The 13,137-nt window shown below is 70.4% G+C and carries 14 protein-coding genes and 1 pseudogene; 8 read left to right on the forward strand and 7 right to left on the reverse strand.

The window, feature by feature from the left end; translation table 11 throughout:
* Positions 1 to 185: 185 nt before the first annotated feature.
* On the reverse strand, positions 186 to 950 hold the full coding sequence (locus ACFVXE_RS14540; protein ID WP_389671472.1) for an IS5 family transposase: 765 nt from the start codon (positions 948 to 950) through the stop codon (positions 186 to 188).
* A 142-nt stretch (positions 951 to 1,092) separates the two neighbouring features.
* On the opposite strand from ACFVXE_RS14540, the gene ACFVXE_RS14545 reads away from it, so the two are divergent.
* Complete coding sequence (locus tag ACFVXE_RS14545; RefSeq protein ID WP_389671473.1) at positions 1,093 to 1,581, forward strand: HIT family protein; 489 nt, start codon at positions 1,093 to 1,095, stop codon at positions 1,579 to 1,581.
* A 101-nt stretch (positions 1,582 to 1,682) separates the two neighbouring features.
* Here the strand turns inward: ACFVXE_RS14545 and ACFVXE_RS14550 are convergent, their stop codons facing one another.
* Positions 1,683 to 2,156: an NUDIX domain-containing protein gene (locus ACFVXE_RS14550; protein WP_389671474.1), complete on the reverse strand. Its 474-nt coding sequence runs from the start codon at positions 2,154 to 2,156 to the stop codon at positions 1,683 to 1,685.
* A gap of 219 nt (positions 2,157 to 2,375) precedes the next feature.
* On the opposite strand from ACFVXE_RS14550, the gene ACFVXE_RS14555 reads away from it, so the two are divergent.
* The 3 genes from ACFVXE_RS14555 (at position 2,376) to ACFVXE_RS14565 (ending at position 3,925) form a co-directional block, all read left to right on the forward strand.
* Positions 2,376 to 2,816 (forward strand): helix-turn-helix domain-containing protein, encoded by a 441-nt coding sequence (locus ACFVXE_RS14555; protein WP_389671475.1) that lies wholly within the window; start codon positions 2,376 to 2,378, stop codon positions 2,814 to 2,816.
* Positions 2,817 to 2,843: 27 nt separating this feature from the next.
* A complete protein-coding gene (locus tag ACFVXE_RS14560) occupies positions 2,844 to 3,476 on the forward strand; it encodes a hypothetical protein (RefSeq protein ID WP_389671476.1) in 633 nt (210 codons plus the stop codon).
* A gap of 113 nt (positions 3,477 to 3,589) precedes the next feature.
* Positions 3,590 to 3,925 (forward strand): DUF2516 family protein, encoded by a 336-nt coding sequence (locus ACFVXE_RS14565; protein ID WP_037696004.1) that lies wholly within the window; start codon positions 3,590 to 3,592, stop codon positions 3,923 to 3,925.
* On the opposite strand, the gene ACFVXE_RS14570 is transcribed toward ACFVXE_RS14565, so the two are convergent.
* The 3 genes from ACFVXE_RS14570 to ACFVXE_RS14580 all read right to left on the reverse strand — a co-directional run bounded on the left by ACFVXE_RS14570 (position 3,907) and on the right by ACFVXE_RS14580 (position 7,663).
* Positions 3,907 to 5,241: a PP2C family protein-serine/threonine phosphatase gene (locus ACFVXE_RS14570; RefSeq protein WP_389671477.1), complete on the reverse strand. Its 1,335-nt coding sequence runs from the start codon at positions 5,239 to 5,241 to the stop codon at positions 3,907 to 3,909. The genes ACFVXE_RS14565 and ACFVXE_RS14570 overlap by 19 nt on opposite strands.
* A gap of 303 nt (positions 5,242 to 5,544) precedes the next feature.
* Entirely contained in the window at positions 5,545 to 6,606 is a 1,062-nt protein-coding gene (locus ACFVXE_RS14575; protein WP_389671478.1) for a C40 family peptidase, read from the reverse strand.
* A gap of 280 nt (positions 6,607 to 6,886) precedes the next feature.
* Entirely contained in the window at positions 6,887 to 7,663 is a 777-nt protein-coding gene (locus ACFVXE_RS14580) for a class I SAM-dependent methyltransferase (protein ID WP_389671479.1), read from the reverse strand.
* A gap of 191 nt (positions 7,664 to 7,854) precedes the next feature.
* On the opposite strand from ACFVXE_RS14580, the gene mshA reads away from it, so the two are divergent.
* The 3 genes from mshA to ACFVXE_RS14595 all read left to right on the forward strand — a co-directional run bounded on the left by mshA (position 7,855) and on the right by ACFVXE_RS14595 (position 11,568).
* A complete protein-coding gene (gene mshA, locus ACFVXE_RS14585) occupies positions 7,855 to 9,207 on the forward strand; it encodes a D-inositol-3-phosphate glycosyltransferase (RefSeq protein ID WP_389671480.1) in 1,353 nt (450 codons plus the stop codon).
* Between the two features lie 36 nt (positions 9,208 to 9,243).
* The gene (locus tag ACFVXE_RS14590) at positions 9,244 to 9,759 is read left to right on the forward strand and encodes a YbjN domain-containing protein (protein ID WP_389671481.1); all 516 of its coding nucleotides are present in this window, start codon (positions 9,244 to 9,246) and stop codon (positions 9,757 to 9,759) included.
* 120 nt (positions 9,760 to 9,879) lie between these two features.
* Positions 9,880 to 11,568 (forward strand): glycosyl hydrolase family 28-related protein, encoded by a 1,689-nt coding sequence (locus tag ACFVXE_RS14595; RefSeq protein ID WP_389671482.1) that lies wholly within the window; start codon positions 9,880 to 9,882, stop codon positions 11,566 to 11,568.
* Between the two features lie 37 nt (positions 11,569 to 11,605).
* Here ACFVXE_RS14595 and ACFVXE_RS14600 read toward each other — a convergent pair whose 3' ends face one another.
* Entirely contained in the window at positions 11,606 to 11,851 is a 246-nt protein-coding gene (locus ACFVXE_RS14600; RefSeq protein WP_389671505.1) for a hypothetical protein, read from the reverse strand.
* A gap of 34 nt (positions 11,852 to 11,885) precedes the next feature.
* A pseudogene (locus tag ACFVXE_RS14605) lies at positions 11,886 to 12,110 on the reverse strand (aminoglycoside phosphotransferase family protein); the annotation flags it as partial.
* A gap of 236 nt (positions 12,111 to 12,346) precedes the next feature.
* Here ACFVXE_RS14605 and ACFVXE_RS14610 point away from each other — a divergent pair.
* Positions 12,347 to 13,135: a hypothetical protein gene (locus ACFVXE_RS14610; protein ID WP_389671483.1), complete on the forward strand. Its 789-nt coding sequence runs from the start codon at positions 12,347 to 12,349 to the stop codon at positions 13,133 to 13,135.
* The last annotated feature ends 2 nt before the right edge of the window (positions 13,136 to 13,137 follow it).

Raw genomic sequence — 13,137 nt, forward strand, 5'->3', positions numbered from 1 at the left:
TTGTGACACTCCAGATCGTTTCGTAGCCGCGGGTGCGGCTGGTGCGTGGGCCAGTTGAACGTGCACCCGAGGCGCCTTGTGGAACCCAAGCCGCCATCGGTATGAACCCTCATCCCAGCGCGCGCGAGGCGGGCAAGGCCAGGACTGCGTGGTCCGGAACTCGAGATACTGAGCGTTTGCCAACCTCAGTTTGAGCAGGTCAGGTGGAGGGTGAGGACGGCTTGGACGTGGCTGGTGATTCGGGTAGTGCTGCAGCGGAGCCTCCGTAGCAAGCGCCAGGTCTTCAAGGTCGCCATGGCCTGCTCGCCGAGGGCCCGGATGCGGGCGTGCGCGGCGTTGACCGCGCGTTGACCTGCCGAGAGCAGGTCCCACCGACCGCGGAAGGGCACCCGCACGGTGCCGCCCGCGCCCTGGTAACCCTTGTCAGCCCAGCAGGCCAAACCCGCCTGGTTGAGGGCGTCGATGATGCCGTGGGTTCGGGCGGCCTTGATGTCGTGCACGGCGCCGGGCAGGGCGGGCGAAGCCCACAGCAGCTTCCCGTGTGGATCGGCGATGACCTGCACGTTCATGCCGTGCTTCTTGTGTTTGCCGGAGTAGAAGGGCCGGTCGGCTGCGATCCGGTCGATCGGCAGCAGCGTCCCGTCCAGGATCACGAACGCCTTGGCCGAGGCGGCCGTCACCGCCGTAGCGAGGTCGGGCGCTCGCACCGCGAGCAGACTTACGGCTTCCGCGATGTACCGGTACACCGTGCTCACGCCCACCTCGAACCCGGCCGCGAGCTGCGCGTAGGTGTGCCCCAGGCGCAGGTGCGCCAGCACCAGCAGCGCCTGGCGGCCGGCGGACAGCCGCCGCCACCGAGTCCCGCACGCCGCCCGATGCGCGGCCAACTGGTCTGTCAGGAACCGCAGGTGCCGGGTGGACAGGTCGAGGGCAGACGGATAGACGAGCATACGAAGCTCCTGCCGGCACCGGCGATCTTGGTCGTGAACCCGTTTACCAGGAGCTTCATCGTGTGCGCAGGCCAACCGAAGGATTCATCCACCAAGTTGGCCGCCGATATTGCCGATACGGGCTCTGTATAGGCTGGTGCGCATGGATGTGAAGGGGTGTCTTGGATGTGACCTTCTGACCGGGCGCCGGGAGTTGCCTGGGGGCGTCCTACACGAGACTGCTGCTTGGGTGGTGAACCACGTCGTCGGCCCGATGAATCTCGGCACCTTGATCGTCGGTCCGCGGGAGCACGTCGTGGCCATCGCGGAGCTCAACGACACGGCAGCGGCGGAACTCGGGCCCTTGCTGCGCGATACCGCTCGTGTCGTGGAGACGTTGTGCCGGCCCGAGCAAACCTACGTCTGCATGTGGTCGCACGGCCGCGACGCACGCAAGCACCTGCACATCGCAGTCCAGCCGGTGACCGCTGAGGTGCGGGCCCGCTACGGCGGGCTGCGTAACGAGCAACTCCAGGCCCGGATGCTGGCCGACGGTGACGAGCCGCACATCACGGAGGTCGAGCAGTTCTGCGAGCGCGCTCGCGAGCTCTTCCGAGTGATCAACGAAGGCGGCGCCGAAGACCGCAGCTGATCATCGGTACCGCGCCGACGTCACGACGTAGTCGGACAATCAATGCGGGGAAGCATGCAGCCCTCTCCATCACGCATCCTCCAGGTGAGGTTGGCAAAGGCTCACTGGCTGAAGGCTTCGTGGCTGTCGGGGGTGAACCGCCATTCCAGCAGGGCCCGCCGCAGCTCAGGTTCCGTCAGCCAGCCATACCAGGCGACCTCATCGGGATCGGGGACCATGGCGTCCGGCACCACAGCTTCGTGCACGCCGAGCTGGTGAGGGCTCAAGCCGTTGCGGTTGATGAACGTGAACAGCAGGCGCGGCAGCGCACGAATGCCCAGCTCTTCAGCCAACTCCCGCGCGGCGGCCAGTTCGTAGGGCTCGCCGACATTCACGGCGCGACCGAGCTCGACCTCATAGAGCCCGGGGAAGCGCGATACCCGTTCCGACCGTCGGTGGACGAGGATCTGTCGACGCTCATCACGACACACCGTCACGGCGACCCGATACGGCCGACCCACCCGGATGGCCTCCCGACGGTTGACCACCCCCAGCTCGCAATCCTGATCGTCGACACGCACCACCAGTTCACCCACGATGCGCACCCTGGCAGAGCCCACCGACAGCGTCGTTTCTCGGCGACTCGCGGAGGCCGGCCCAGAAGTACCCGTACCAGGAGGCCGGACATGCATGACGACAGTTGCCCTGCAAATACGACACCTATCGTGCTCAGGCTCAGCTGCCTACCGCGTGGCACACGACACTTTTGCAAGCATGTGCTTGCAAAAGTTAGCGGCTGGGCACAGTATCGACTCATGGCATCACTCAACGTCGGCAATCTCGGCGAGTACCTGCGCGAGCAGCGTCGCAATGCGCAGCTCTCGCTGCGGCAGCTCGCCGACGCCGCCGGGGTGTCCAACCCGTACCTCAGCCAGATCGAGCGCGGGCTGCGGAAGCCGAGCGCCGAGGTGCTGCAGCAGGTCGCCAAGGCCCTGCGGATCTCCGCGGAGACCCTCTACGTACGGGCCGGGATTCTGGACGAGCGGGAGCGGGAGGAGCTGGAGACCCGGGCGGTCATCCTGGCCGACCCCTCCATAAACGAGCGGCAGAAGAACGTGCTGCTGCAGATCTACGACTCCTTCCGCAAGGAGAACGGGTTCGAGACCGCCCCGGAGGACTCCGGGGACGGATCCGGCCTCAGCGCGGAGGGCACGGATGCCGATACAGCTTCAAAGCCTTCACCACCCTCAAACTGATTCCGATGATCCGGGAGGACCACAGTCATGGCCATCACAGATGACCTGCGTAAGACCCTCACCGACCCGACCCCCCTCTACTTCGCCGCCGGTACGGCCGACCTCGCCGTCGAGCAGGCCCGCAAGGTTCCGGCGCTGATCGAGCAGCTGCGCGCCGAGGCTCCCGAGCGGATCGACGCCGTGCGCAACGCCGACCCGAAGGCCGTGCAGGAGAAGGTGACCGCGCAGGCCAAGGAGGCTCAGGCCACCGTGCAGGCCAAGGTCACCGAGGTGCTCGGGTCGCTGGACACCGATCTGAAGAAGCTCGGCGAGTCCGCCCAGGACCTTGCGCTGCGCAGCCTGGGCGTGGCCGCCGAGTACGCGGTGCGGGCCCGTGAGACGTACGAGAAGGTCGCCGAGCGCGGCGAGCAGAGCGTGCGGACGTGGCGCGGCGAGACCGCCGAGGAGATCGTCGAGATCGCCGTCGTCGTCGAGCCGCGCCGGGAGTCCGAGCCCAAGCCGAAGCCGAAGGCGGAGCCGGCCGCGAAGGCCTCGCCCGCGGTGAAGAGCGAGCCGAAGACCGCCGCCAAGGCGGAGACCCGGACGCAGCCCACGCCCGCCAAGAAGGCGCCCGTGCGCAAGCCGGCGGCGAAGAAGACCACTCCGCCGACTGCCAAGTAGCGTCACGGCCGGTGTGTACCGGGGCGCGGGGCGGGCACCTTTCGGGGTGGCCGGCTCGTTGTCCCGGTACCTTGGCCGCGAGGCGCTCATCCACTCAATAGGCGGTGCACACCATGTTGCTCACAGGATTCAGCACGCTCATCTGGCTGCTCTACATGATCATGCTTGTCCTGGCCGTGGTCGCACTGTTCCTGGCCGCGACGGCCCGCGAGGACGCGTACCGCGCCGCGGACAAGCAGAAGAAGTCCTTCTGGCTGATCATTCTCGGCATCACCGTCGCGGTGAACCTCTTCGTGCCGATGCTGTTCCTGCAGCTCGCCGGCGCGGTCGCGTCGATCGTCTTCATGGTGGACGTACGGCCCGCGCTCAAGGCGGTCTCCGGTGGCGGCGGCCGGCGCGGCGGCTCCAGCAGTGACGGGCCGTACGGGCCCTACAACGGCGGGCGCTGAGCGCTCGCGGGTGCCGCCGCCGCGGCGGTGCGCGGGCGGGGGAGCGAAGCGCTCCGGGTCCGGCCGGCGCTCCGGTCGCGGTCGAGCAGCAGCACTGCCACGTCGTCCGTCAGCTCGCCGCCGTTCAGCTCCCGCACCTCGGTGACCGCGGCATCGAGCAGCGCCTCGCCGCTGAGCCCCTGCGCCAGCTGACGGTTGATCATCTCGACCATGCCGTCCTGGCCGAGCCGCTGCGTTCCGGTCGGCCCGACGCGCCCCTCGATGAGCCCGTCCGTGTACATCATCAGGCTCCAGGCGGCGCCCAGTTCGACCTGCAGGCGCGGCCAGCGAGCCCTCGGCAGCAGGCCCAGGGCCGGACCGCCCTCCTCGTACGGGAGCAGCCTCGCCGGCCGTCCGTGGCGGGCGATCAGCGGGGCGGGGTGGCCTGCCAGGCAGAGTCCGGCGCGCCGGCCGTCGGGCGTGATGTCGACGGTGCAGAGCGTCGCGAAGATCTCCTCGCTCTCCCGCTCGTGCTCCAGCACCTGCTGGAGCGTGGAGAGCAGCTCGTCCCCGCAGAGTCCGGCCAGCGTCAGGGCCCGCCACGCTATGCGCAGTTCGACACCGAGCGCCGCCTCGTCCGGGCCGTGCCCGCAGACGTCGCCGATCATCGCGTGGACGGTGCCGTCGGGCGTACGGACCGTGTCGTAGAAGTCCCCGCCGAGCAGCGCACGGCTGCGGCCGGGGCGGTACCGGGCGGCGAAGCGGAGGTTCGAGCCCTGCAGCAGCGGCGTCGGGAGCAGGCCGCGTTCCAGGCGGGCGTTCTCCTGGGCGCGCAGTTTCGACTCGGTGAGCTGGTGCTGTGCGATGTCGGCGCGCTTGCGTTCGACGGCGTAGCGGATGGCACGGGTGAGCAGCCGTCCGTCGAGCTCGCCGCGGAAGAGATAGTCCTGGGCGCCCACGCGTACCGCCTCGGCGGCCAGCTCGGCGTCGTCCTCCGCGGTGAGTGCGAGGACGGCGTGGCGCGGCGCGATGCGCAGGACGTGCTTGAGGGTGGCGAGCCCGTCGGGCTCCGCGTCCTGACCGCCGGTGCGGGTCTCGCTGCCGGCCGGCAGGGCCAGGTCCAGCAGGATGCAGTCGACGTCGTCCGTGAGGAGCCGGCCCGCCTCGGTCAGATTGCGGGCGGTGCGGACGCGCACCCGCGTGCCGGCCGCGGCCGGGAGCTCCGGGACGGTGAAGGTGCCCGCCGGGTCGTCCTCGATCACCAGGAGGGTGAGGTGGGCGACGTGGGTGGTCTCCGCAGCGGGAACGGCACGTTGCTGCGGTACGGGTACGGGCATGGGTTCGGTTTCCTTCCCTCCCCCCGAGGGCGCGGCGGAGCGACGATCGACGACCCGCCAGACCGGGACCATAGCGGTACCTGACACGCGAACGGAATGGCGAACCGCATCCGACCCGCGGCACACGCGGAGCCATAAGCCGCGTCCCACCACGGATCCGGGCGAGATGTGCCCGTCCGGGCGGGGCGCCGGGCCATGACGAACATCACCCCTGAGGTGGGGGAGCGGGTGGCGTGGCTCACGGCATGAACGGGCGGGTGCACGGCCCGGGTCACGTACCCGCCGCACGCCTGCCGCGCCCGCCTACCGGTCGGGGCGGACCACCCCGAGGATCTGCATCGAACCCGCGCCCGCCAGCGTGACATCGCGGCCCGGACGCGGGGCGTGCACGATCGCGCCGTCGCCGATGTACATCCCGACATGGCTGGCGTCGCTGTGGTAGATGATCAGGTCGCCGGGGCGCATGTCCTGGATGGCGATGTGCGGCAGCTGCCGCCACTGCTCCTGCGAGGTGCGCGGGATCGGCCGTCCCGCCGCCGCCCACGCCTGGGAGGTCAGGCCCGAGCAGTCGTACGATCCCGGGCCCTCGGCGCCCCAGACGTACGGCTTCCCGATCTGCTGCGTGGCGAAGGCCACCGCCTTCTTCCCGCTCGCGCTCGCCGCGCGGTTGATCTCCTTGAGGGCGCCGGAGCTGAGCCAGGCGCTCTGTGCCTTGGAGGCGGCCTCCTGCTCCAGCTCGAGCAGCCGCTCCTGCTCCTTCTTCTCCAGCTGTGATTCCAGCTTCTTCGCGGCGTCGATCTGCGCGTTGATCTTCTTCTTCGCCTTGGCCTGCTTGACGCGGTTGGCTTCGAGCTTCTTCCAGTTGGCGCTCGCGTCCTTGGTGTACGTCTCCAGGTCCGCCTGGGCCCTGGTCAGTTCGCCGAGGACTCCCTTGGCCGCCTGCTGGCTCTGCCAGACCCGGTTCATGCCGGCCATGAACATCTGCGGGTTGTCGCTGAGCATCAGCTGCGCGCCCGGCGGCAGCCCGCCGGTGCGGTACTGCTCGCGGGCCTGGGCGCCCGCCCTGTTCTTGAGGTCGGCGATCTTCGCCTGTCCCTCGACGATCGCCCGTGCCAGTTCGGCGAGTTCACCGGACTGCTTCGTGGCCTGCTCATCGGCGAGGTTGTACGCGTCGGTGGCGGCCCCGGCCTTCAGGTACAGGGCGTCGATCTCCTCGCGTACCTCTTCGAGGCTCTTCTTCTGAGTCGTGGCCGTGGTCGTGGGGGAGGGCGGTGGGGGCGCCGCGAATGCCTGGGCCGGTGCGGTCAGTACGGTCAGCGCGCAGACCAGAGTGATCGCGGCAGCGGCAAAGTGGCGTCGGTTCACGAGCTCCCCCTGAACGAATCTGATTTACCGTCAGTAACTTTTCGCGCCGTCGAGATCGTGCCATGCCGTACCGAAAAGCAACAGAGGTGTACAGCTGCCGTCCTGACGGTCACACGGGTCATGCCGGTCGTGCGGGGATCTCCCCTTCCCCCTCATCTGGGACGAACGGCGCCTCGCCCGTGTTCCCGGGTCGTCCCGAACCACTCCTGTCCCGCCGCCCGTGGATCCGCGACCCACCGCGCCCGCCGGGGCGAGCGACCGCGCCCCGCCCGCACGCGAACTACTGCTCGGGCCGGAGCGCCGCCCACTCCACCGTGACCTCGCCCTGCCGCCACCGGCGCACGCCGTCCGCCAGCGGCCAGTCGCCCGACAGGGAGCGCACCGCCGTGATCCAGCGCTGCCGCGCGCCCAGCGAGGCGTACGGAGCCGCCGCGGCCCACGCCCGGTCGAAGTCGCGCAGGAACGCGTGGACGGGTTCGCCCGGCACGTTGCGGTGGATCAGCGCCTTGGGGAGGCGTTCCGCGAGGTCGGAGGGGCGGTCGAGGGAGCCGAGACGGGTCGCGAACGTAACCGTGCGCGGGCCCTCCGGGCCGAGCGCCACCCACACATGGCGGCGCCCGATCTCGTCGCAGGTGCCCTCCACCAGCAGTCCGCCGGGGGCGAGCCGGGAGCACAGCCGCTGCCAGACCGCGGCGACCTCGCCCTCGTCGTACTGGCGCAGCACGTTCGCCGCCCGGATGAGGGCGGGCCGCCCGGCCAGCGGGATCTCGAAGCCGCCGTGGACGAAGGTCAGTCCCTCGCGCTCGTACGGCTTCGCCGCCGCGACCCGCTCCGGGTCGATCTCGATGCCGACGACCGCCGTGCGCGGCTCCGCGGTACGCAGCCGGTGCAGCAGCTCCACGGCGGTCCAGGGGGCGGCGCCGTACCCGAGGTCGACCGCGACGGGGGCGTCGGAGCGGCACAGGGCCGGGCCGTGCGTGGCGGCGATCCAGCGGTCCATGCGGCGGAGCCGGTTCGGGTTGGTGGTCCCGCGGGTCGCGGTGCCGATGGGGCGCATGACAGCGAGCCTAACGATCCCGCGGGCCGTGTCCGACCGGGCTGCCGTGCCGGGCGGGGTGCGGTGACGCGCCGCGGACGAACGCAATGATTTGGCAAAATGGAAATGAAAGGGCGTGTTCCGCTGTTCCAGCCTTGCGGAGGGCCCCGTGCCCTTCGGTGTCATGCCCCGAGCGAGGAGGACCGGACGACGTGAGCCAGTACGTCTCTCGGCTCGGCAGCAGTCGCATGGGACCGCGCCTCAGGTTCCCCGGCTCCTTCCACGGCAGCCACCGCAGGCCCCGCCGTATCGCCATGCTCTCCGTGCACACCTCCCCGCTCCATCAGCCGGGGACGGGCGACGCCGGCGGGATGAACGTGTACATCGTGGAGCTGGCCAGGCGGCTCGCCGCGATCAACATCGAGGTCGAGATCTTCACCCGGGCCACCACCGGCGCCCTGCCCCCGGCGGTGGAGCTGGCGCCCGGCGTCCTGGTCCGGCACGTCGACGCGGGGCCGTACGAGGGTCTGGCCAAGGAGGACCTGCCCGCCCAGCTCTGCGCCTTCACCCACGGTGTGATGCAGGCCTGGGCCGGCCAGCGGCCCGGCTACTACGACCTGGTCCACTCCCACTACTGGCTCTCCGGCCATGTCGGCTGGCTCGCCGCGCAGCGCTGGGGCGTTCCCCTGGTCCATGCCATGCACACCATGGCGAAGGTGAAGAACGCCGCGCTGGCCGAGGGCGACACCCCCGAGCCGGCCGCCCGTGTCATCGGCGAGACGCAGATCGTCAGCGCCGCCGACCGGCTGATCGCGAACACCGCGGAGGAGGCGGACGAGCTCGTCCGTTTCTACGAGGCCGATCCGGCGGCCGTCGCCGTCGTCCACCCCGGCGTCAACCTGGACCGCTTCCGCCCCGCCGACGGGCGGGCCGCCGCCCGGGCCCGTCTCGGACTGCCGCAGGACGCCCTCATCCCGCTCTTCGCGGGCCGTATCCAGCCACTGAAGGCCCCCGATGTGCTGCTGCGCGCGGTGGCCGCGCTGCTGGACCGGGACCCCTCGCTGCGTTCCCGGATCGTCGTACCGGTCGTCGGCGGTCCCAGCGGCAGCGGTCTCGCCAAACCGGAAGGGCTGCAGAAGCTCGCGGCGCGGCTGGGTATCGCCGACGTCGTACGGTTCCAGCCGCCGGTCGGACAGGATCAGCTCGCCGACTGGTTCCGGGCGGCGTCCGTGCTGGTCATGCCCTCGTACAGCGAGTCCTTCGGGCTGGTCGCCATCGAGGCGCAGGCGGCGGGCACCCCGGTCGTCGCGGCGGCCGTGGGCGGTCTGCCGGTGGCGGTACGGGACGGGGTGAGCGGCTTCCTGATCTCCGGGCACGACCCGGAGGCCTACGCGCGGGAGCTGGCCCGGTTCGCCGACTCGCCGGAGCTCGTCGCCCGGATGGGCGGGGCGGCCGCCGCGCACGCGCAGGGCTTCGGCTGGGACACCGCCGCGTCCGCGACCGCCGATGTGTACGCGGCCGCTGTGCAGGAACGCCGCCGCCGGGTGCGCGCGCACACCGGCTGACCGACGCGCGCACCACGGCTGACGTACGCTCGCACCATGGCTGACGTTGATGCGCCGCAGGTCAAGCAGGCAGAGCAGGTCATCGAGGCGACGCTGAAGGACGCCGGGCTCGAATGGGAGAGCCCTGATCCCGGCAGTTACGTGGTGAAGCTGCCCGGCACGCGGAAGCTGTCGACCACCTGCTCCCTCATCGTCGGCAAGCACTCGCTCTCCATCAACGCGTTCGTAGTCCGCCATCCGGACGAGAACGACGCGGCGGTCCACCGCTGGCTGCTGGAGCGCAACCTCCGTCTTTTCGGCGTGAGTTACGCGATCGACCGGCTCGGCGACATCTATCTCGTCGGTCGGCTGCCGCTCTCCGTGGTCACCCCCGAGGAACTGGACCGGCTGCTCGGCACCGTCCTCGAAGCGGCCGACGGGTCCTTCAACACGCTGCTGGAGCTGGGCTTCGCGAGCGCGATCCGCAAGGAGTACGCCTGGCGGGTGTCGCGCGGCGAGTCCACGCGGAACCTGGACGCGTTCACGCACCTGACCCAGCGCCCCGTCAACTGACCGATCCTGCCCGAGGATTCCCCGACGCACGACCCTTTCGCCGCGCCGGGGGTCCGTGGCATGCTCACCGCCGACGCAGATATGAACGTCGTTCATATACATGGAAGGCGGGTCGGCTCGATGGCTACTGTGGGGAACATCAGCAGACGGGGACTGCTCGGCAGCGCGGTGGCCGTGGCCGCGGCGGCGGCGACCGGCACCTTCGGCGCGGCCACGGCCGGGGCGGCAGAGCGTCCGGGCGGCAGGCCGCGGACCACCCCGATCTGGCGGGAGTTCACCGCCACCCCCTTCACCCATGCCCAGATCCCGTTCATCGGCCGGGCCGGCTACCGGGGTGGCTCCGAGCTCCCCCGCCGCCACCACGTCGTCGCCGATGTGCGGCACTACGGCGCCGTACCGGACGGCTCCGCCGACGCCGCCCCCGCGATCAACCGTGCCATCGCCGCTGCCGGAGAGCGTGGCGGTGGCACGGTGCTCATCCCCGAAGGCACGTACCGGATCGACGACATCATCCGGATCGGCCACAGCAATGTGGTGGTACGCGGCGCGGGCAGCGGACGCACGAAGCTGTACGCGACCAAGAACCTCACCGAACTCATCGGCGTGTACGGCAGCCGCTACGGCGGCGACAAGTCCAGCTGGTCCTGGGCCGGCGGCCTCATCTGGCTCTGCCCGGCGGACCGTTGGGCCTCACTCACCGACGCGATCAGGGCCAAGGCGTGGCCCTTCGAGGGCTGGACCGGGAACAGGCGGGACGAGTGGCAGACGCTGACCACCGTCGCCCCCGCCCGTCGCGGCGACCGGACGATCACCGTGCGGGACACGGAGCGACTGGAGCGCGGTCACCTCGTCCTGCTCCGCCTCGCGGACGACACCGACCACACCCTGCTGGAGCACATGGCGGGCGGCGGCCCCGGCGCGGAGGCGTACTACTGGGACGACAAGACCAAGTTGACCTCGTACGTCCCCTACGAGTGGCCGGTCCGGATCACCGCTGTGCACGGCCACCGGGTCACCCTGGAGCGCCCCCTCCCGCTCGACGTCCGCCCGGAGTGGGACCCGCGCCTGACGACACTCGCCACCCCGCTGACCGGATCCGGCGTCGAAGGGCTCACCCTCGAAGCGGTCGAGACCCCGCAGTCGCCGCACCTGCTCGACAAGGGGTACAACGGGGTCGCGTTCCAGTGCGCGTACGACTGCTGGGCGGACGACGTCACCGTCCGCCACGTCGACAACGGCTTCGGGCTGATCGGGGCATCGGCCTGCACCCTGCGCGGCACCCGGGTCGAGGGGCGCGGCTCGCACCACCCGTACTACTGCCGCGAGGGCTCGCACGACAACCTGATCGAGGACTTCACCATCGCCCGGCGGACCGTCCCGGCGCCGGCCGGGACCCAGCTGCACGGCATCAACGTCGAGGGGCTGTCCAGCGGCAACGTCTGGTCGCGCGGGCTGATGGAGATGGGGACGTTCGACTCGCACCGCGGGATGCCGTTCGCCAACGTCCGTACCGACATCACCGTCGAGAACAACGGCCAGCACGGCGGCGACGCGAGTGCGGGACCGCTCTTCGGCGCCCGGTTCACGCACTGGAACATCCGGGTCACCAACGGGCGGGCCGGCCTGATGCGGATCGACGGCCTCGCCCCGTACAGCGCGACGGTCGGCGTCAGCGAGGTGACGGAGTTCGGCCAGATCGACGTCCCCGACTTCACCGGGGATCTGCACACCCGCCTGGAGGCGTACGGCACACCGGAGGCGGTATGGCCGCCGAACCTCCACGCCGCGCAGCGGGCACTGGTGCGCTGACACGCACCCGCGTGGGAGCGCGGGCGTCGCGGTCACCTCACCCGCGTGACCGCAGCGCCGCCTCCACGCCATCCAGGGCCGACACGAGGTGCGGGCCGACCTCCGTCCACACCCAATCCAGCTGCTCCTGGGGAACGCGGCGCGGGACCGTCTCCACCAGCATGATCAGGTAGAGGTAGCAGCGGTAGAGAGCGAGCCGCAGCCGCACGGACGCGTCGAACACCATCGGGCGCCCCGACCCTTCCTCGTATCCGGCGAGGTTCCGCGAGCGGATCGAGTTCACTGTGCACGACCGCGGGGACCGCGGGAATTCCGGCCGCCGTGTAGTACGTGACCTCGTTGACCAGAAGGCCGCGCTCGTGGCTCATCCCCTCGGCGGTGGACGGCGGCGGTATCTTCACCACCCAGTCCCGCCCGTCGTCGAGGGTGACGCGGGTGACGTCGTTGTACGTGCCGCCGGTGAGCGGGACGCAGGCGCTGATGCCGTCCGCTCCGACGCCGACGGCATCGAGAACGGCCCGGACGGCTCCTTCGATGTGCACAGGTGCGCCCCTTTGCGTGGGTTGTGGACCGGACTGCCCGCTTCGGCCGGCGTCTTCACAGGTTGATCACGACGCAGTCACGATCAAGTGCCGTGCCCTAAATGATTGAACGTCAAACCACAGCGGACTCATAGGGTATGGACATCCCCCACGATTCGTACCCGCGCCGTCCGGCAGAGCACTGCCGCGTCGGCGGGTTCTGTGCTGTCCGTCGTCCTGAGCAAGAGAGTTGGGCCATGCGTTCCCTCGCCATCCGCCGTACCGCCGTTGCCACCACGTGCGCAGTGTCCCTGACCCTGTTCGCCACCGCGTGCGGTGCGGACTCGGACTCCGGCGGCAAGGACGCCGCCGGCAAGGGCACGCAGCGCGCCGCGTCCCAGCCGGCCACCGAGGCGCTGACCGCCGCCGAGCTGGACAAGGCCGCGCTGGTCCAGGGTGACGTCAAGGGGCACAAGATCACCGCAGCGGGCAAGGCCGATACCGTCGCCGCGTCCGACGTGACCGCCGACAAGGCGGAGTGCGACCCCTTCGTCGACGCGCTGATGGGCGCCCGGATCGGCAAGCCCGCGGCGGCCAACCAGCGCAAGGTGGTCAGCGAGCCCAAGAAGGGCCAGAAGGAGAAGCAGGAGAGCGAGGACGCCGGCGAGGCGTTCATGGCCGCCTTCGACATCACGACGACGATGGCCTCGCTCTCCTCGTACCCGGGCAAGGGAGCCCAGGAGACCGTCGAGAGCCTGCGCACCGCGGCCACCGCGTGCTCCGGTGGATTCGGCTTCACCGCTGCGGGGGTCAAGCAGAAGGTCGTCGGCATCGAGGAGGAGAAGATCTCGGGCGGCGAGGAGTCCGCTGCCTGGACGGTGACGGTGGAACAGGACGGCGAGAAGTCCCCGTTGAAGCTGGTCGTCGCACGCCAGGGCGGAACGGTCGCCTCGTTCGCCTCGCTCAACCTGGCCGCATCCGGCATGGGCAAGGACTTCGAGCTGCCGACCGCCGTGGTCGACGCCCAGCTCGCGAAGCTCGCCTGAGC

Source organism: Streptomyces sp. NPDC058231 (genome assembly GCF_042882275.1).
Lineage (GTDB): Bacteria > Actinomycetota > Actinomycetes > Streptomycetales > Streptomycetaceae > Streptomyces.